At 60.4% G+C, this 17980-nt stretch carries 22 protein-coding genes; 6 read left to right on the top strand and 16 right to left on the bottom strand.

What is annotated here, in order from left to right; genetic code table 11:
• Genes rpsC through rpsJ form a run of 8 tightly spaced genes read right to left on the bottom strand, consistent with a single transcriptional unit; the run spans position 1 to position 4099 of the window.
• Positions 1-714, bottom strand: coding sequence for a 30S ribosomal protein S3 (rpsC, locus tag AB5Y54_RS14360; RefSeq protein ID WP_005331168.1), 714 nt, complete (start codon positions 712-714; stop codon positions 1-3).
• Positions 715-717: 3 nt separating this feature from the next.
• Positions 718-1062 carry a 50S ribosomal protein L22 gene (gene rplV / locus AB5Y54_RS14355; RefSeq protein ID WP_010672561.1) on the bottom strand — a complete coding sequence of 115 codons (345 nt, stop codon included), beginning with the start codon at positions 1060-1062 and terminating at the stop codon, positions 718-720.
• Positions 1063-1072: 10 nt separating this feature from the next.
• Positions 1073-1351, bottom strand: coding sequence for a 30S ribosomal protein S19 (gene rpsS, locus AB5Y54_RS14350; RefSeq protein ID WP_005307960.1), 279 nt, complete (start codon positions 1349-1351; stop codon positions 1073-1075).
• Between the two features lie 22 nt (positions 1352-1373).
• Positions 1374-2195, bottom strand: a complete 822-nt coding sequence (gene rplB, locus AB5Y54_RS14345) for a 50S ribosomal protein L2 (protein ID WP_010672560.1) — start codon at positions 2193-2195, stop codon at positions 1374-1376.
• A gap of 15 nt (positions 2196-2210) precedes the next feature.
• Entirely contained in the window at positions 2211-2510 is a 300-nt protein-coding gene (gene rplW, locus AB5Y54_RS14340) for a 50S ribosomal protein L23 (protein ID WP_342690021.1), read from the bottom strand.
• The gene (rplD, locus tag AB5Y54_RS14335; protein WP_005340616.1) at positions 2510-3115 is read right to left on the bottom strand and encodes a 50S ribosomal protein L4; all 606 of its coding nucleotides are present in this window, start codon (positions 3113-3115) and stop codon (positions 2510-2512) included. The genes rplW and rplD overlap by 1 nt, the downstream gene beginning before the upstream one ends.
• Positions 3116-3132: 17 nt before the next feature.
• Positions 3133-3765, bottom strand: coding sequence for a 50S ribosomal protein L3 (gene rplC / locus AB5Y54_RS14330; protein ID WP_010672559.1), 633 nt, complete (start codon positions 3763-3765; stop codon positions 3133-3135).
• 22 nt (positions 3766-3787) lie between these two features.
• Positions 3788-4099, bottom strand: coding sequence for a 30S ribosomal protein S10 (gene rpsJ, locus AB5Y54_RS14325; RefSeq protein WP_005307944.1), 312 nt, complete (start codon positions 4097-4099; stop codon positions 3788-3790).
• Between the two features lie 354 nt (positions 4100-4453).
• Between rpsJ and AB5Y54_RS14320 the strand changes: the two genes are divergently transcribed.
• On the top strand, positions 4454-5368 hold the full coding sequence (locus tag AB5Y54_RS14320) for a DMT family transporter (protein WP_134996704.1): 915 nt from the start codon (positions 4454-4456) through the stop codon (positions 5366-5368).
• Between the two features lie 35 nt (positions 5369-5403).
• On the opposite strand, the gene envZ is transcribed toward AB5Y54_RS14320, so the two are convergent.
• Positions 5404-6714, bottom strand: coding sequence for a two-component system sensor histidine kinase EnvZ (gene envZ / locus AB5Y54_RS14315; RefSeq protein ID WP_164882882.1), 1311 nt, complete (start codon positions 6712-6714; stop codon positions 5404-5406).
• Positions 6711-7430, bottom strand: a complete 720-nt coding sequence (ompR, locus tag AB5Y54_RS14310; RefSeq protein ID WP_010672556.1) for a two-component system response regulator OmpR — start codon at positions 7428-7430, stop codon at positions 6711-6713. The genes envZ and ompR overlap by 4 nt, the downstream gene beginning before the upstream one ends.
• Positions 7431-7632: 202 nt before the next feature.
• Between ompR and greB the strand changes: the two genes are divergently transcribed.
• Positions 7633-8106 carry a transcription elongation factor GreB gene (gene greB / locus AB5Y54_RS14305; protein ID WP_045522388.1) on the top strand — a complete coding sequence of 158 codons (474 nt, stop codon included), beginning with the start codon at positions 7633-7635 and terminating at the stop codon, positions 8104-8106.
• A 269-nt stretch (positions 8107-8375) separates the two neighbouring features.
• Positions 8376-10682: a Tex family protein gene (locus AB5Y54_RS14300; RefSeq protein ID WP_368153940.1), complete on the top strand. Its 2307-nt coding sequence runs from the start codon at positions 8376-8378 to the stop codon at positions 10680-10682.
• Positions 10683-10739: 57 nt separating this feature from the next.
• On the opposite strand, the gene AB5Y54_RS14295 is transcribed toward AB5Y54_RS14300, so the two are convergent.
• The 3 genes from AB5Y54_RS14295 to bioH all read right to left on the bottom strand — a co-directional run bounded on the left by AB5Y54_RS14295 (position 10740) and on the right by bioH (position 12573).
• Positions 10740-11501 carry a putative metalloprotease CJM1_0395 family protein gene (locus AB5Y54_RS14295; protein WP_368153939.1) on the bottom strand — a complete coding sequence of 254 codons (762 nt, stop codon included), beginning with the start codon at positions 11499-11501 and terminating at the stop codon, positions 10740-10742.
• 1 nt (position 11502) lies between these two features.
• Entirely contained in the window at positions 11503-11736 is a 234-nt protein-coding gene (locus AB5Y54_RS14290; RefSeq protein WP_010672552.1) for a hypothetical protein, read from the bottom strand.
• A gap of 72 nt (positions 11737-11808) precedes the next feature.
• A complete protein-coding gene (gene bioH / locus AB5Y54_RS14285; RefSeq protein ID WP_368153938.1) occupies positions 11809-12573 on the bottom strand; it encodes a pimeloyl-ACP methyl ester esterase BioH in 765 nt (254 codons plus the stop codon).
• Positions 12574-12611: 38 nt separating this feature from the next.
• On the opposite strand from bioH, the gene AB5Y54_RS14280 reads away from it, so the two are divergent.
• Both AB5Y54_RS14280 and nfuA read left to right on the top strand, forming a co-directional pair.
• Positions 12612-13340, top strand: coding sequence for a ComF family protein (locus tag AB5Y54_RS14280; RefSeq protein ID WP_368153937.1), 729 nt, complete (start codon positions 12612-12614; stop codon positions 13338-13340).
• 148 nt (positions 13341-13488) lie between these two features.
• Positions 13489-14067 carry a Fe-S biogenesis protein NfuA gene (gene nfuA / locus AB5Y54_RS14275; RefSeq protein ID WP_010672549.1) on the top strand — a complete coding sequence of 193 codons (579 nt, stop codon included), beginning with the start codon at positions 13489-13491 and terminating at the stop codon, positions 14065-14067.
• Between the two features lie 69 nt (positions 14068-14136).
• Here nfuA and gpsA read toward each other — a convergent pair whose 3' ends face one another.
• The 3 genes from gpsA to AB5Y54_RS14260 are packed head-to-tail and all read right to left on the bottom strand — an operon-like array spanning position 14137 to position 16093.
• Positions 14137-15141 carry an NAD(P)H-dependent glycerol-3-phosphate dehydrogenase gene (gpsA, locus tag AB5Y54_RS14270; protein WP_010672548.1) on the bottom strand — a complete coding sequence of 335 codons (1005 nt, stop codon included), beginning with the start codon at positions 15139-15141 and terminating at the stop codon, positions 14137-14139.
• Between the two features lie 2 nt (positions 15142-15143).
• Positions 15144-15614 (bottom strand): protein-export chaperone SecB, encoded by a 471-nt coding sequence (gene secB / locus AB5Y54_RS14265; RefSeq protein ID WP_010672547.1) that lies wholly within the window; start codon positions 15612-15614, stop codon positions 15144-15146.
• 47 nt (positions 15615-15661) lie between these two features.
• The gene (locus tag AB5Y54_RS14260) at positions 15662-16093 is read right to left on the bottom strand and encodes a rhodanese-like domain-containing protein (RefSeq protein ID WP_010672546.1); all 432 of its coding nucleotides are present in this window, start codon (positions 16091-16093) and stop codon (positions 15662-15664) included.
• A gap of 348 nt (positions 16094-16441) precedes the next feature.
• Between AB5Y54_RS14260 and gpmM the strand changes: the two genes are divergently transcribed.
• Positions 16442-17971 (top strand): 2,3-bisphosphoglycerate-independent phosphoglycerate mutase, encoded by a 1530-nt coding sequence (gene gpmM / locus AB5Y54_RS14255; protein WP_039039496.1) that lies wholly within the window; start codon positions 16442-16444, stop codon positions 17969-17971.
• Positions 17972-17980: the final 9 nt, after the last annotated feature.

The following is a 17980-nucleotide window of genomic DNA, read 5'->3' as shown; positions in this document are numbered from 1 at the left end:
TTACTTGGCAGCGCGGCGCTTGTTGTCACGCTTGGGCTTCGCAGGAGCCTGCTCTTGAGCAGCGGCAGCATTGACTGCAGCCAGACCGCCCAGAACTTCGCCCTTGAAGATCCAAACTTTAACGCCGATCACACCGTAAGTGGTGTGGGCTTCAGAAGTTGCGTAGTCGATGTCGGCGCGCAGGGTGTGCAGGGGCACACGACCTTCACGGTACCATTCGGTACGCGCGATTTCAGCGCCGCCCAGACGACCGGAAACTTCCACTTTGATGCCCTTGGCACCCAGGCGCATGGCGTTCTGTACGGCGCGCTTCATAGCACGACGGAACATTACGCGACGCTCCAGCTGGGAAGTGATGCTGTCGGCAACCAGTTTGCCATCCAGCTCCGGCTTGCGGACTTCGGAAATGTTGATCTGAGCAGGCACGCCAGCGATCGCGGCTACAGCTTTGCGCAGTTTTTCAACGTCTTCGCCTTTCTTGCCGATCACGACACCCGGACGAGCGGTGTGAATGGTCACACGGATGCTCTTGGCCGGACGCTCGATAGTGATCTTGGACAAGGAAGCGTTTTTCAGCTCCTTGGTCAGGAACTGGCGTACTTGGAAATCGCTGTACAGGTTGTCAGCGAAGTCTTTGGTGTTCGCGAACCAGGTAGAATTCCAAGGCTTGGTAATACCCAGGCGAATGCCATTAGGATGTACTTTCTGACCCATTGCTTATCTCCCAGCCTTAGCGTCGGATACCACTACAGTGATGTGAGCGGTACGCTTGAGGATACGATCCGCGCGACCTTTGGCACGCGGGCGGATGCGCTTCATGGAGGGACCTTCGTCTACCATGATGGTGGCAACACGCAGGGTGTCGATATCGGCACCTTCGTTGTGCTCAGCGTTGGCAATGGCAGATTCCAGCACTTTCTTCACCAGAACAGCAGCCTTTTTCGGGCTGAAGGTCAGGATGTTCAGAGCCTTGTCTACGGACAGACCACGTACTTGATCGGCTACCAGACGAGCTTTCTGGGCAGAAGTACGGGCATAACGGTGTTTAGCGATAGCTTCCATCATTTATCCCTTAGCGCTTCTTAGCCTTCTTATCAGCAGCATGGCCGCGATAAGTACGAGTCGGTGCGAATTCACCCAGTTTGTGACCGATCATTTCTTCGGTAACGAAAACCGGAACGTGCTGACGACCATTATGGACAGCGATGGTCAAACCGATCATGTTCGGGATGATCATTGAACGACGGGACCAGGTCTTAACCGGCTTTTTATCCCCGCTTTCCACCGCTTTCTCTACCTTCTTCAGCAAGTGCAGGTCGATAAATGGACCCTTCTTGAGAGAACGTGGCATGGTGATTCCTCTATGTTAACAATTACTTGTTACGACGACGTACGATGTACTTGTCGGTACGCTTGTTCTTACGGGTCTTGAAGCCCTTAGCCTTCTGGCCCCATGGGGACACAGGCTGCATGCCCTTGTTACGACCCTCACCACCACCGTGCGGGTGATCAACCGGGTTCATCGCCATACCGCGAACGGTCGGACGAATACCACGCCAGCGGTTAGCACCGGCTTTACCCAGTTGACGCAGCATGTGCTCGGAGTTACCCACTTCACCGATGGTAGCGCGGCACTCGGCCAGAACTTTACGTACTTCGCCGGAACGCAGACGCAGAGTTACATAGTTACCTTCACGAGCCAGGATCTGGATGAAAGTACCAGCGGAACGAGCCAGCTGGGCACCTTTACCAGGCTTCATCTCAACGGCGTGAACGGTAGAACCGACCGGGATGTTGCGCATCGGCAGGGTGTTACCTACCTTGATGGCAGCATCAGCACCAGAGGCGATTGCATCACCAGCTTTCAGGCCTTTCGGAGCCAGGATGTAACGACGCTCACCGTCTGCATACAGCACCAGGGCGATGTTTGCGGTACGGTTAGGATCGTATTCCAGACGCTCAACTTTGGCCGGAATGCCGTCTTTATCGCGCTTGAAGTCGATCAGACGGTAGTGTTGCTTGTGACCACCACCGATATGACGAGTGGTGATACGACCGTTGTTGTTACGGCCACCGGACTTGCTTTTGCTGTCCAGCAGAGCGGCGAAGGGCTTGCCCTTGTACAGCTCTTGGTTGACGATCTTGACGACGTGGCGGCGGCCCGGAGAAGTAGGCTTGCACTTAACGATTGCCATTTTTCAGAACTCCTCTTACTCGGCTGCGCCCATGAAGTCGATGTCCTGACCAGCTTTCAGGGTCACATAAGCCTTTTTCCAATCGGAACGACGGCCTACGCGTGCACCTGCGCGCTTGGTCTTACCCTTCATGTTCAGGGTACGGACGGTCTCAACTTCGACCTCGAACAGTTTCGCAACTGCAGCTTTGACTTCCGCCTTGGTGGCATCAACAGCAACTTTGAACACGATAGTGTTCTGCTTTTCTGCGACCATGGTGCTCTTTTCAGAGATGTGCGGAGCCTTCAGAACTTTCAGCAGACGCTCTTCACGGATCATGCCAGCATCTCCTCGATTTGCTTAACTGCGTCAGCAGTCATCAGAACCTTGTCGAAAGCGATCAGGCTGACCGGGTCGATACCGGCAACGTCACGCACGTCAACTTTGTACAGGTTACGAGCAGCCAGGAACAGGTTCTCATCGACTTCAGCAGTCACGATCAGAACGTCAGTCAGTTCCATTTCTTTCAGCTTGGCGATCAGTTCTTTGGTCTTCGGCGCTTCGATGCCGAACTTCTCAACAACGATCAGGCGCTCTTGACGTACCAGCTCGGACAGGATGCTACGGATAGCGCCGCGGTACATCTTCTTGTTTACTTTCTGGCTGTGATCTTGCGGCTTAGCAGCAAAGGTCACACCACCGGAACGCCAGATGGGCGAACGGATGGAGCCAGCACGGGCACGACCAGTACCCTTCTGACGCCACGGCTTTTTGCCGCCACCAGACACTTCAGAGCGAGTCAGCTGCGCACGAGTACCCTGACGGGCACCAGCGGCATATGCAACGACAACCTGGTGAACCAGAGCTTCGTTGAATTCGCGCCCGAAGGTAGTCTCGGAAACTTCAAGAGCGCTCTTGGCGTCTTTCATTACCAATTCCATTACTATCTCCTCAGACGTTACGCTTTGACGGCAGGTTTGACGATCACGTTGCCGTTGGTTGCACCCGGTACTGCGCCTTTGATGAGCAGCAGGTTGCGTTCAGCGTCAACACGAACCAGTTCCAGGTTCTGAGTCGTTACACGCTCAGCACCCATGTGACCAGCCATCTTCTTGCCCTTGAATACACGGCCCGGGGTCTGGTTTTGACCGATGGAGCCAGGTACACGGTGGGACAGGGAGTTACCGTGGGTCATATCCTGGGTACGGAAGTTCCAGCGCTTAACAGTACCGGCAAAACCTTTACCCTTGGATGTGCCGGTAACGTCTACCAGCTTAACGTCAGCGAGAAGATCTACTTTCAGCTCGCTACCAACAGTGAAAGTTTCACCGTTGTTCAGGCGGAATTCCCACAGACCGCGACCGGCTTCTACACCAGCTTTGGCGAAGTGGCCAGCTTCCGGCTTGGTTACGCGGCTGGCTTTCTTGGCGCCAGTGGTAACCTGAATAGCGTTGTAGCCGTCGGTTTCTACAGATTTGACCTGAGTTACACGGTTAGCTTCAACTTCGATAACAGTCACCGGGATAGAAACGCCATCTTCAGTGAAGATGCGAGTCATACCCACTTTGCGACCTACAAGACCGATTGTCATTGTTATCAACCTCTTTCCGTAATTAACCCAGGCTGATCTGGACGTCTACACCAGCTGCCAGATCCAGACGCATCAGAGCGTCAACGGTCTTGTCAGTCGGTTCAACGATGTCTACCAGACGCTTGTGAGTGCGGATCTCGTACTGATCACGCGCGTCTTTGTTGACGTGCGGGGAGATCAGAACGGTGAAACGCTCTTTGCGAGTCGGCAGCGGGATAGGACCGCGAACCTGCGCGCCAGTGCGCTTAGCAGTTTCAACGATTTCCGCAGTGGATTGATCGATCAGGCGATGATCAAAAGCCTTCAGGCGGATACGGATTCTTTGGTTCTGCATTGACAGAGCTCCAATAGATAAAAGAACATAAATCAACACCGCCCGACCGAGATTACTCCCGCCAGAGGTGTGATTTTTCACGTTTCCTCCCATATCGGGAGGACTGTATGGCTGGCAACTCGTAAACGGGAAGCTCAGCAAGCAGACATATCGTCTGGCTGCCTCATGGGCAAGCGGAGGGGATTATACGGATTTTTTCCACTCACGCAAGTGAAGGCGGACAGATTGTGCGCAATTTTGTGTGGCGGATGGATCTCCCTGCGATCGGCCCATCGCCCTCGGCAAGATGGTAACGACAATGTTGCAAACAGGCTGATAGACTGCGCCCTCGCCCCTGTCTGCGGAACGCATCCCATGCTCAAGAATCAGAAGAAAGCCTACCAGTACGGGCTCTGTGCCGTCGCCCTCTGGTCCACGGTGGCCAGCGCCTTCAAGATCTCCCTCGCCTACTTTGAACCGGTACAGCTGCTGCTGGTCGCGGCCTGCACCTCGACCCTGACGCTGGGGTGCATCGTGGCCTGTCAGGGCAAACTGCCGCTACTGCTCGACTACATCAAGAGTCGCCCCCTCTACTACCTCGCTCTCGGGGTCCTGAACCCCTTTCTCTATTACCTGCTGCTGTTCAAGGCATATGATCTGCTGCCCGCCCAGCAGGCGCAGACTCTCAACTACACCTGGGCCATCACCCTCAGCCTGCTGGCCGTTCCCTTCCTCGGTCAAAAGCTGCGCCGCCGCGATGGCGTCGCCATCGTGCTCGGCTATTTCGGCGCCCTGGTGATCGCCACCAGGGGGGACGTGTTCGGTCTGCAGTTCGACAGTCCGCTCGGCGTCACGCTGGCGCTGGTGTCGACCCTGATCTGGGCCGGTTACTGGATCCTCAACACCCGCAATCAGGGGGATCCCGTCGTCAGCCTGCTGCTCGGCTTCCTCATCAGCCTGCCCTTCATCATCGTGGCGACCTGGTTGCTCTCGGACTTTGCCATGACCGCCTGGCAGGGATGGGCCGGCGCCATCTATGTGGGGCTGTTCGAGATGGGTTTCGGTTTCGTGCTCTGGCTGATGGCCCTGCGCCACGCCACCAACACGGCCCCCATCAGCAACCTCATCTTCATCTCGCCGTTTGCCTCTCTGGTGCTGCTCAACCTGTTGATCGGCGAAACCATTCACCCGGCAACCCCCATCGGGCTGATTCTCATCGTCGCCGCCCTGCTTATCCAGCAACTCAAATATGGCAAGCGCTACCGCAAGGTGAGCGACCCCCACCCCTGACAGACAAAGGGCGTATCCCTCGATACGCCCTGCTTTCAATCCATCCACTCCAGCGGCTGGTTCTTGGGTAGCCGGATCTCCACCTGCAAGCCCCCTAGTTCGGAGCGCCCCAACCTGATGGTGCCGTGATGCTGGGAGACTATCTTGGCAACGATGGCCAGCCCCAGCCCACTCCCGCCACCGGTGCGCGCCACATTACCCTGGGTGAAGGGCTTGAGCACCCGGGAGTAGTCCTCTTCTGCAATCCCCGGGCCATTGTCGGAGAGTCGCAGCCGCACCCAGTGGCCATCATCCCTGAGCTCGGCCTGCAACCGAGTCGCACCATAGCGCAGGGAGTTGCCCGACAGATTGTTGAGGATACGGCGAATGCTGATGGGATGGCAGGCCACACGCACCGCCTCCTCCGGCAGGAGCAGCTCCACTTCCAGTCCCTGATCGGTCTGCATCAGCAACGCATCGTGAATGAGCTGGGTCAGGTCGACGGGCCGGGCATCGAGCCCCTCGTTCGGGCGAATGTAGTCGATGAACTGATCAATGATGCCGTTCGACTCATCGATGTCCGCATTGATGCTCTCCTTGAGGTACTCATCCCCCGAGGACATCATCTCGGTTGCGAGACGAATGCGGGTGAGAGGGGTGCGCAAATCGTGGGATACCCCGGCCATCATCAGGTTGCGCTCCTCGATCAGCCCCTTGATGGAGCTCGACATGTGGTTGAAGGTGCGGGTCAGGCGGCGCACCTCCCGCGAGCCCTGCTCCCCCAGGGCATCGGGAAAGTTGCCGCGCGCCACCGCCACGGCCCCCGCTTCCAGATCCTCCAGCGGCCGCACCAGCTGACGAGCAAAACGCCAGGCCGCAAACAGGGTCACCACCAGCAAGACGCTCATATAGAGGATGAGCGGTTCGATGTCGTCATCTTCAATTTCCGTCAGGGGAATGCGCACCCACATCTGGCTGGCCTGGGGAGGCTGGATCCAGATGATGTAGTGATCCTGGATTTCAACTCTGACCCTGGTATCCCCTTTCAATTCGCGGCTGATGCTCTGCTCCAGATAGGGGTAGGGCTTGGAATCATTCAGCCCGTGCTGCTCCGCCTCGCTCTGGGTATAGATGTCGCTTCCGGTCGCCACATAGACCAGCGCCTCGGCATCTTCACTGAGCGCCAGCTGGTTGTTGTCCACCGGGAAGATGAGTTTGACCTGGTTTGCCAGCAGGTGGCTGATCTGCTTGACGGTCGGCGCCAGCAGGTAGTTGTAGAAGGTAACGTAGGAGACGACTTGATAGACCACCAGCACGGCAGCCAGAAACCAGAGCATGCGGGAGAACATGCTGCCCACTTTCTTCATGCGTTCTCACCGTCCGGTACGAACACATACCCCAGACCCCAGACGGTCTGCAGATAGCGGGGCTGGGCCGGGTCCTGTTCCAGCAGGCGGCGCAGGCGGGAGACCTGCACATCGATGCTGCGCTCGGTGGCCGTGTACTCGCGACCACGGGCCAGGTTCATCAGCTTGTCACGGGAGAGCGGTTCGCGAGGATGACTCACCAGCACCTTGAGCACGGCGAACTCCCCGCTGGTCAGGGCAACCGGTTCGCCATCACGACTCAGTTCACGGGTCGCCAGATTGAGCTGGTAGGCCCCGAAACTCACCATCTTCTCCGCCGCGGAAGGGGCGCCGGGCAGCTCCACGGTATGGCGGCGCAGCACGGCGCGGATCCGGGCCAGCAGCTCACGGGGGTTGAACGGCTTGGGCAGATAATCGTCGGCCCCCATCTCCAGACCGACGATGCGATCCACTTCGTCCCCCTTGGCGGTGAGCATCAAGACAGGGATCTGGTTGCCGGCCTCGCGCAGGCGGCGGCAGATGGAGAGGCCGTCTTCCCCCGGCAGCATCAGATCAAGCACCATCAGGCTGAAGTTTTCACGCGTCAGCAGGCGATCGGCCTGCTCCCCGTTGGCGACACCCCGCACTACAAACCCCTGCTCGGTGAGGTAGCGCTCCAACAAGGAACGCAGTTTCAGATCGTCGTCCACCACCAGGACCTTGTATTGCTGACTCATTGCCACCTCTCTTTTCTGTCTCCCCTCATACTAGAGCCGCCCCCTGCAACCACAAAGCATAAATATGTTACCGGTTATTGCCCTCATTCGGCCCCGGAGCCGGGAGGGATGGATGGCCAGCTCTGCTTTTTGCTCGACAGCGCGGCGACAATGACTAAGATCCCGAGCAACCGGATGCAATTGGCGAGGGAGTGATAACCCCATGAAAACCAAACTCATTACCCGTGAAGGCTACACCAGGCTCCGGCAGGAGCACGACATGCTCTGGCGGGAGGAGAGGCCCGATGTCACCAAAAAAGTGGCCTGGGCGGCGAGCCTGGGTGATCGCAGCGAGAATGCCGATTACCAGTACAACAAGAAACGCCTGCGGGAGATCGACCGCCGGGTTCGCTACCTGCGCAAGTGCCTGGAAGAGCTGACCATAGTCGACTACTCCCCCTCCCAGGAGGGCAAGGTCTTCTTCGGCGCCTGGGTCGAGGTGGAAAACGACGAGGGTGAGACCAAGCGCTTTCGCATTGTCGGCTATGACGAGATCTTCGGCCGCAAGGATTACATCTCCATCGACTCCCCCATGGCCCGCGCCCTGCTCAAGAAAGAGGTGGGCGATGAAGCCTTGGTGCAAACGCCAGTGGGTGACGCCTGCTGGTACGTCAATGAGATCAGCTATCCCAAATAAGCCAGCACCGACCCTGACTGCCAAATCGGCTGACAAGGCCAGGAGAGACCGAGCATGTCCGCCCACCGGGTATGAGAAACGTCATTTCTGCCGGGGTGGCATCCCGCTGCCCGACCCCATATAGTGCTCACACCCGGCGCCTTGCGGCGCGAACCGGCCCGCGCGGCAGTGGCCTGGCAGGTATCTAAACTATCGCCAGGACAGACCCCCTGTTCGGCGACATAACCCCACGCTGGCCAGTTAGACAGGACCCGACCAAGAGACCCTCGATGCAAAGCCACGTAATAGAACATCAGATCGCCGGTGAGCTGAATGCCCGCCCGGAACAGGTGCAGGCAGCCGTTCGCCTGCTGGACGAAGGCGCCACCGTTCCCTTCATCGCCCGTTACCGCAAAGAGGTGACCGGCGGTCTGGACGACAGCCAGCTGCGTACCCTGGAGAGCCGCCTCGGCTACCTGCGTGAACTGGCGGATCGCCGCCAGGTGATCCTGCGCTCCATCGAAGAGCAGGGCAAACTGACCCCCGAGCTGGCCCGCGAGCTGAACGACGCCGACAGCAAGACCCGTCTGGAAGACCTCTACCTCCCCTACAAGCCCAAGCGCCGCACCAAGGGACAGATGGCCATCGAGGCGGGGCTGGAGCCACTGGCGGATTTGCTGCTGGGTGACCCCATGAAGGATCCCGAACAGGAGGCGGTTCGCTTCCTCAATGCCGAGCAGGGGATCACCGACGGCAAGGCCGCCCTCGACGGTGCCCGTTACATCCTGATGGAGCGCTTCGCCGAGCAGGCCGATCTCCTTGAGAAGCTGCGGGACTACCTGTGGCAGAACGCCACCCTGCGCGCCCGCGTGGTGGCCGGCAAGGAGCAGGAAGGGGCCAAGTTCAAGGACTACTTCGAACACGACGAACCCCTGCACAAGGCCCCCTCCCACCGGGTGCTGGCCATGTTGCGCGGCCGCAACGAGGGGATCCTCAACCTGGCGCTGGTCACCGGCGAGGATGAGGGTACCAGCCCCTGCGAAGGGATCATCGCACATCACCTCAGACTCAACCTGCAAAGTCGCCCGGCCGACAAGTGGCTGCAGGGGGTGGTGAGCTGGACCTGGAAGATCAAGCTCTCCCTGCAGATGGAAACCGAGCTGATCGGCCGCATCCGCGAGTCAGCAGAGGAGGAAGCGATCAAGGTGTTCGCCATGAACCTCAAGGATCTGCTGATGGCGGCACCGGCTGGCATGCGCTGCACCATGGGGCTGGATCCCGGCATCCGCACCGGGGTCAAGGTGGCGGTGGTGGATGCCACCGGCAAGCTGGTCGATCACGCGACCATCTATCCGTTCGAACCCAAGCGCCAGGTTGACCAGAGTCTCAAGACCCTGAGCGAGCTGTGCCAGAAGCACAAGGTCGAGCTCATCAGCATCGGCAACGGCACCGCATCCCGGGAAACCGACCGCCTGGTGAGCGATCTGTTCGAGCGCTACCCGGCCGCCAAGGCGCAGAAGATCGTGGTCAGTGAAGCGGGGGCATCGGTCTACTCCGCCTCCGAGCTCGCCTCCCAGGAATTCCCGGATCTCGACGTCTCCATTCGCGGCGCCGTCTCCATCGCCCGCCGTCTCCAGGATCCCCTGGCAGAGCTGGTCAAGATCGATCCCAAGAGCATAGGTGTGGGCCAGTACCAGCACGACGTCGGCCAGAGCCAGCTGGCCCGCCGCCTCGACGCGGTGGTCGAGGATTGCGTGAACGCGGTGGGGGTGGATGTGAATACCGCCTCGGTCGCCCTGCTCAACCGGGTTTCCGGCCTCTCCCAGACCCTGGCCCAGAACATCGTCGCCTACCGCGACGAGAACGGCGCCTTCAAGAGTCGTCAGCAGTTGCTGAAAGTAAGCCGGCTCGGGCCCAAGGCATTCGAGCAGTGCGCCGGCTTCCTGCGCATTCGGGGCGGCAGCAATCCGCTGGACGGCTCGGCGGTGCACCCGGAATCCTACCCGGTGGTGGAGCGGATCCTCGCCAAGCTGGAGCAGACCGTGGACAGCCTGCTCGGCAACAGCAGCCTGCTGCGCACCCTCAAGCCCACCGACTACACCGACGAGCAGTTCGGGGTGCCTACCGTCACCGACATCATCGGCGAGCTGGACAAGCCAGGCCGCGACCCGCGTCCCGAGTTCAAGACCGCCACCTTCAAGGAAGGGGTGGAAAAAATCAGCGATCTGGTGCCCGAGATGGTGCTGGAGGGTGTGGTCACCAACGTCACCAACTTCGGCGCCTTCGTCGACATCGGCGTCCATCAGGATGGGCTGGTGCACATTTCTTCCCTCACCGATCGCTTCGTCAAGGATCCCCGCGAGGTGGTCAAGGCCGGTGACATCGTCCGGGTCAAGGTGCTGGAAGTCGACGTACCGCGCAAACGCATCAGTCTGACCATGCGTCTGGATGAAAAAGCCGGCCAGCCTGCACGCAAACCGGCCGAGCCGCGTCACACCGGCAACGCCCGACCGAAACAGGCGCCCCGTCAGAGCGCTCCGACCGAGGGTGCCATGGGCAACGCCTTCGCGGCTGCCCTGTCGAAACTGAAGAAATAAGTCCCCAGAATGCAAAAAGCCCCGAAAGGGGCTTTTTCATGCCTGCACGGAGCGGGATCAAACGTCCTGACTCAGGCTATGCGGGGAGGCTGGCCTCACCGCTTGCTGATAGTGCCTGGCAATCACCTGGTTTCGATTGTCCATATAAGCACCGAGCGGCCCTGTGGTTTCCTGCCTGAGGGTCATCAGATCCTTGCGGGCCTGTGCCTCCTTGCCAGAGGCGGCACGGGCCACGCTCAGGTCCTGTGACGATGGCTGTTCCGGGGCGAGCGCGGCGGCTCGCACCTGCTGCATCTTGGCGATGGTCGCTGCCGGATCCCCCGGTATGGCGCCGATGTCGATGGCCACCTCTCCTCCGGTGGCGTAACGCTTGCCGTCCGGCCCACGGGAAAACTGGTAGGTAGGGCTCCCCGCATGCTCGCCGCCGGCTACCTGGTGCGCCTGCTCGTGCTTGCGAACTTCGAGATCCCGTTCGACCAGCGCAGCCACCTGACGCTGCTGCTTTTGCTGCTCCTGCTGTTCACCCTCCTGACGTTGTCGACGCTCCCTCTCCTCCCCCGTTGCCTCGACAAAACGGTGCGCCACCATCACGGGGCCGGTCTGGCCGTTCTCTTTCGTGGACGAGGATGGGGTGGCGGGATTGGCCTGGGCGGCCCGGGATCTCTCTTTCTGGGAACCGACGCCGGACTCGGCGTTGGACGCTTCGATCTGGCGGCTGGGGGGCACCAGTTCTGCACGGCGGTTGTCAGTCTGTGCCGATTCCGTCTGCGGCTGCAGTTGATTCGGAATGATGGTCGGCAGACTGACGTTGATGTTCATGTCACACCCGGATATCGATCAGGGTGCCCAGCATGTCGCTGGCCGTCTGGATCACCTTGGCGGATGCCCCGGCATGCAGCTCGGCCACCTTGAGATTCACCAGTTCATCCGGCAACTGCACCTGATCACCCGCTGGCGTATTGAGACGGGCAATCTGGCTGGACGCCTGGCCCGCCAACTGCTCGGCCCGTTGGAACCCCTGCACGCCCGCCGTCATGGCTGATTCGATACGCATTGGCACACTCCTCTGTAGGGTTGGCTAATTATCCACCAACCTGACGAGTTATTGAAGCCTGCCGCTCAAATCTCAGTCAATGAACTGCCGCAGGAGGGTGATGAACTGCTCTGGATGGGAGATGAAGGGAGCATGGGATGCCTTCTCCAGCACCAGACTGTGGCTGACAGGATAACGCGCATCCAGCAAGGGAATGGCGGCCTTCGGCACAAGGGTATCCAGCCTGCCGTAAAGACGCAGCCAGGGCAGATCCAGGCCGATCAGTTCATCCCGCAGATCGACCTCGGCCAGCAGGCCCAGACCCGCCTCCAGGGCCGCAAGCCGGGGAGCGGGTCGCTCCGCCAGCCAGTGACGCAACTGGCGAATGTCGTTTCTGGCGTGCTCGCTGCCCATGGCCTGGATCGCGAGGAAGCGCTCTATGGTCTGCATGAAGTCGCCGGCCAGCATCTGGTTGAACCCCGCCAGCACCTTGGGGGCAATCCCGGGCCACTCGTCGCGGGCCATGAAGCAGGGAGAGCTGGCTACGGTAATGAGAGAATGAAGGCGCTCAGGCATGGTCAGCGCCAACTGGCTCGCCACCAGACCACCGAGGGACCAGCCGAGCAGATGGCATTTTTCAGGCAATATGGCCGCCACCTGCTCTGCCAGCCAGGGCAGGGTGTAGTCTGTCCCTGCTTGCAGGGGGCTGTTGCCAAAGCCGGGCAGGTCCACCAGATGCAGCCGATAGTGGGCAGCCAGTTCTTGGGCAATACCGTGCCAGACGGCCCCGTTCATGCCCCAGCCATGCAACAACACCAGGTCCGGGCCCTGGCCAAACTGCTCAACCGATACGCTCATCTAGACTCAAGATCCCTGTTTATCTGCTTGGAGCCTGCATGTTAAAGCGGCTGCTCGCCAAAGCAAGTCCGATCCTTGGCACCCAGTCCGACTGGCTCGGTCTGTGCCTGCTCTGTCGCCAGCCCTGTGACGAGACGCCTTTGTTGTGCTCCTGGTGCCGCCACGCCCAGCGCCAACACGACAGACGATGCCTGATGTGTGCAGCACCGCTGCCGGAGCAACATCGCGAGAGCGAACTGCTGTGCGGACGATGCCAGCGCAGACCCGCCCCCTGGGAGCGTTTGCAGGTGATCGGCGATTATCAGGCACCTTATGCCCAGCTCATCCCCCGGCTGAAGTATTCCGGTCAGATCCTGCTAGCGCCGCTGCTTGCCCGCCTGCTGGCAGACCATCTGGACCTCGCCAATCCGCCGCAGGTCATCATTCCGGTTCCCCTACACTGGTGGCGCCAGTGGTGGCGCGGCTTCAATCAGGCAGAAGAAATCGGCCATGCCCTGAGCGCACTCACCGGCATTCCTTGCGACACCCGCGTACTGCGCCGGACAAGGTCGACCCCGCAACAGACCCGGCTCAGTGCCGGCCAGCGGCGACGCAATCTGCGTGGCGCCTTCGAAATAGAACCTCACCACTACCGGCATGTGGCACTGCTCGACGATGTGGTCACCACGGGCGCCACCGCAGGTCAACTCACCCGGTTGTTCCATCAGCACGGCGTCACCACGGTAGAGGTGTGGGCCATCTGCCGTACCCTCCGACACCTGAAATAACCGGGCAGGGATCCGGCCCGGGAGGCCGCTGGCGGCATGATTCCGATACGCCCGGGCTCACAGGCTCGCCATCGGCACGCTACCCAAGCCCCGCCAAGCGAGTTATCATGAATACCCTAGTCGTACACTCAGGTTTATGAGGATAGTGATGATCAGCATTTCCGACACCGCCCAGGCCCACTTCCGCAAGTTGCTGGAGAAGCAGCCTGATGGCACCAACATCCGGGTGTTTGTGGTCAATCCGGGAACCCAGAATGCCGAGTGCGGCGTATCCTATTGCCCACCCGACGCGGTCGATCCGGAAGATCAGCACCTGCCGTTCAGCGGCTTCGACTGCCTGGTCGATCCCCTGAGCGCCCCCTTCCTGGTGGATGCCACCATCGACTTCGTCACCGATCAGATGGGCTCTCAGCTCACCCTGAAAGCCCCCAACGCCAAGATGCGCAAGGTGGCCGACGACGCCCCGCTGATCGACCGTATCGAGTACGTGTTGATGTCCGAGGTGAACCCCATGCTGGCCGGTCACGGCGGCAAGGTCACCCTGGTCGAGCTGACCGACGACAAACTGGCCATCCTGCAGTTTGGCGGCGGTTGCAACGGTTGCTCCATGGTCGACTACACCCTGAAAGAGGGGATCGAGAAGCAGTTGCTGGAGAAATTCCCGGGCGAGCTCAACGGCGTCAAGGATGCCACCGAGCACCAGCGCGGCGACCACTCCTACTACTGATTTGCCCCCTTGCGGCAAAGAAAAGGCCCCGCCAGCTGGCGGGGCCTTTTGCATTCTGCGGCTGGCAGATCACTCGTCCTTCTTGTCTCGCGACAGCAGGGCGATGGCCGCCTCTTTCGGATTCTTGCCTTCGTACAGCACTTTGAAGATCTGTTCGCAGATGGGCATCTCGACGCCACAGCGGGCCGCCAGCAGATGCACCTCCTTGGTGTTGCGATAGCCTTCCACCACCTGGCCTATCTCGGCCATGGCGGTGTCAACCGACTTGCCCGCTCCCAGCGCCAGACCGAAACGGCGGTTGCGCGACTGGTTGTCGGTACAGGTCAGCACCAGATCCCCGAGCCCCGCCATCCCCATGAAGGTCTTGGCATCGGCCCCGAGGGCGGCGCCGAGGCGCTGCATCTCCACCAGACCCCGAGTGATGAGCGCAGTTCTGGCATTGGCGCCAAAGCCGAGTCCGTCAGAGAGACCGGCACCGATGGCGATGACGTTCTTGACCGCCCCGCCCAGCTGCAGACCGATGAAGTCCGGATTGGTATAGACCCGGAACGAGCGGCCGCAGTGTAGCAGGTGGGAGAGATCGTCGGCAAAGTCGTCGTGGGTCGAGGCCACCGAGATGGCGGTCGGCAGACCGGCGGCCAGCTCGCGGGCGAAGGTCGGGCCCGAGATGACCGCCAGTGGAATGGCATCCCCCAGCACCTCCCGCGCCACCTCTTGCAGCAGACGGCCGCTGTCCGGCTCCAGCCCCTTGGTGGCCCAGGCAATCCGGGTATCCGGGCGCAGGAAGGGTTTGACCCGGGCCAGTACCTGGCCGAACACATGGCTCGGCACCACCAGCAGCAGCACGGGAGCGGCTTGCACCGCCGCCTGCAGATCCGACGTCAGTTGCAGATCGGCCGGGAAGGGGACATCCGGCAAGAATGCCTTGTTGCAGCGATCCTGTTCCAGCTCGGCGACATGGGCAGGGTCGTGACCCCACAGCAGGGTCGGATGACCATTGCGCGCCAGAGAAATGGCAAGGGCGGAGCCATAAGACCCCGCCCCCAGGACCGAGATTGCGATCTGGTCGGCCATTATCAGGCTTCCGCAGTCGCCTGCTGGGCCTGTACCTGCGCCATGTGCTGGGCGAACAGGGCGTCGAAGTTGACCGGTGCCAGGTTCAGCTGCGGGAAGGAACCCTTGCTCACCAGGTTGGACACCGCTTCGCGGGCATACGGGAACAGGATATTCGGGCAGAAGGCCGCCAGGCAGTGGGCCAGTTGCGGCTCAGGCAGGTTGCCGATGGTGAAGATGCCGGCTTGCTGCACTTCGCACAGGAAGGCGGTCTCGGTTTCCAGCTTGCAGGTGACAGTCAGGGTCAGCACCACTTCATAGACGCTGTCGGCCAGGACATTGGTCTTGGTGTCCATGTCCAGCTTGACGTCCGGCTGCCACTCTTTCTGGAAGATGTGCGGGGTATTCGGGGCTTCGAAGGAGACATCCTTGGTGTAGACACGCTGGATGTGGAATTCCGGTTGCACTTCCTGGTTGTTGATTTCGTCAGCCATTTCGTTTGATTCCTTTTTAAGATAATGAGTGGGCGCAGGCCCTTAAATCAGCGTTTTTTGGTCACCGGCAGATTGTCTGCACGCCATTGGGCCATGCCACCGCTGAGCACATACACCTGCTTGAAACCGGCCTTGCTCAGTTGGCGACCCGCGCCACCAGCGGTCATCCCCGACTCGCACACCACTATGATGGGGGCATCCTTGTGCTTTTCAACCGGGCCCAGATTATTCGCCTGGATCTGGGCGAGCGGCAGGTGATGGGCCCCGGCCAGATGGCCCTTGGCAAATTCATCCTGACTGCGAATGTCCACGACGGTGGCATTTTCACGGTTGATAAGCAGGGTAGCGGCGTGGTTGTTGACCGCCTTCACCGGAGAAAAACGAGCACGCACAGTGGTATACACCAGAGTGCCTGCCAGGCCCAACCAGGCTGCGGTCAGCAGCGGATTGCGGGCCGCGAAATCCAAATACTCTTGCATCTTCTACTATCCAGGGACCAAGACAAGGGCCCGAGTATACATGGGGCCCTGCATAAGATCAGCCATCTTGGCGGCAAAGCGAGAGCAAGCTCCCATCAGGGATGGCTGCCGATTCTTCCTCCTCCAACCGGGCCGAACGAGAGGATGCGCCATGCCGAAAAGAGGGGGGAAACAGCGGAAACCCCGCCGCGGCAGACAAGCCGGCAACATGCCTAAAACAGCGGGATAACAGTTAAAAAGCGAGGCTGGAGAGGGACTTGGCTATCAGGTGACTATTTCGGCAGATGTAGTAATATTACGCTAGTTTCACTTCCCGCAATTCATTCCTATCCGAGAGGACATAGCCTTATGTCAACAGCTAAGAAACCGCTGGTTCTGGTCATCATGGACGGTTGGGGCTACAGCACCAAGCAAGAGTACAACGCCGTTGCTGCTGCCAAGACCCCCAATCTGGATCGCCTGGCCCGTGACTACACCAGCACCCTGATCTCCGGCTCCGGCCTGGACGTGGGTCTGCCGGACGGCCAGATGGGCAACTCCGAAGTGGGCCACACCAACATCGGTGCCGGTCGCGTCGTCTATCAGGAGCTGACCCGCATCTCCAAGGACATCCAGGACGGCGACTTCTTCCAGAACGTCGAGCTGGCCAAGGCTGTCGACGCTGCCGTGACCAAGGGCAAGGCCGTGCACATCATGGGGCTGATGTCCCCGGGTGGCGTACACAGCCACGAAGAGCACATCATGGGCATGATCGAGATGGCCGCCAAGCGTGGCGCCGAGCAGATCTACTTCCACGCCTTCCTGGATGGCCGCGACGTCCCGCCGCGCAGTGCCCAGTCCTCCATCGAGCTGTTCGACGCCCTGTTTGCCCGACTGGGCAAGGGTCGTTTCGCCTCCATGATCGGTCGTTACTACGCCATGGACCGCGACAACCGCTGGGATCGCGTGCAGCAGGCCTATGACCTGATGACCCAGGGCAAGGGCGAATTCACCGCTGACAACGCCACCGACGCGCTGGCCGCCGCCTATGCCCGCGACGAGAACGACGAGTTCGTCAAAGCCACCCGCATCGGCGACGCTGTACCGATGATCGACGGCGATGCGCTGATCTTCATGAACTTCCGCGCCGACCGCGCCCGCGAAATCACCCGCGCCTTCGTCGATACCGACTTCACCGGCTTCGCCCGCACCGCCACCCCGGCGCTGCACTTCGTGATGCTGACCGAATACGCGGCCGACATCAAAACCGCCTGCGCCTATCCGCCCACCGCCCTGGTCAATACCCTGGGTGAGTGGCTGGCCAAGCAGGGCAAGACCCAGCTGCGCATCTCCGAGACCGAGAAGTACGCCCACGTCACCTTCTTCTTCAACGGTGGCGAAGAGGCCTGCTTCAGCGGCGAAGATCGCGAAATCGTGGCGAGCCCGAAAGTGGCTACCTATGACCTGCAGCCGGAGATGAGCTCCGAAGAGCTGACCGACAAGCTGGTTGCGGCCATCAAGAGCGGCAAGTACGACGTCATCATCTGCAACTACCCGAACGGCGACATGGTCGGCCACACCGGCGTGTTCGATGCGGCCGTCAAAGCCTGTGAAGCGGTCGACCACTGCATCGGTCGCGTCACCGACGCCCTGGCGGAAGTGGGTGGCGAGTGCCTCATCACCGCCGACCATGGCAACGCCGAGAAGATGATGGACGAAGAGACTGGTCAGGCCCACACCGCCCACACCAATCTGCCGGTTCCCCTCATCTACTTCGGTCGTAAAGCCGAGGTCGCCGAAGGTGGCAAACTGTCCGATCTGGCCCCCACCATGCTGACCCTGATGGGTCTGCCGGTGCCGCCGGAAATGACTGGCAAGCCCCTGATGATTCTGAAATAATCCTGCCCC

The organism is Aeromonas sp. s9 (genome assembly GCF_040907765.1).
Taxonomy (GTDB): domain Bacteria; phylum Pseudomonadota; class Gammaproteobacteria; order Enterobacterales; family Aeromonadaceae; genus Aeromonas; species Aeromonas caviae.
This window is presented reverse-complemented; position numbering and strand designations above follow the sequence as displayed.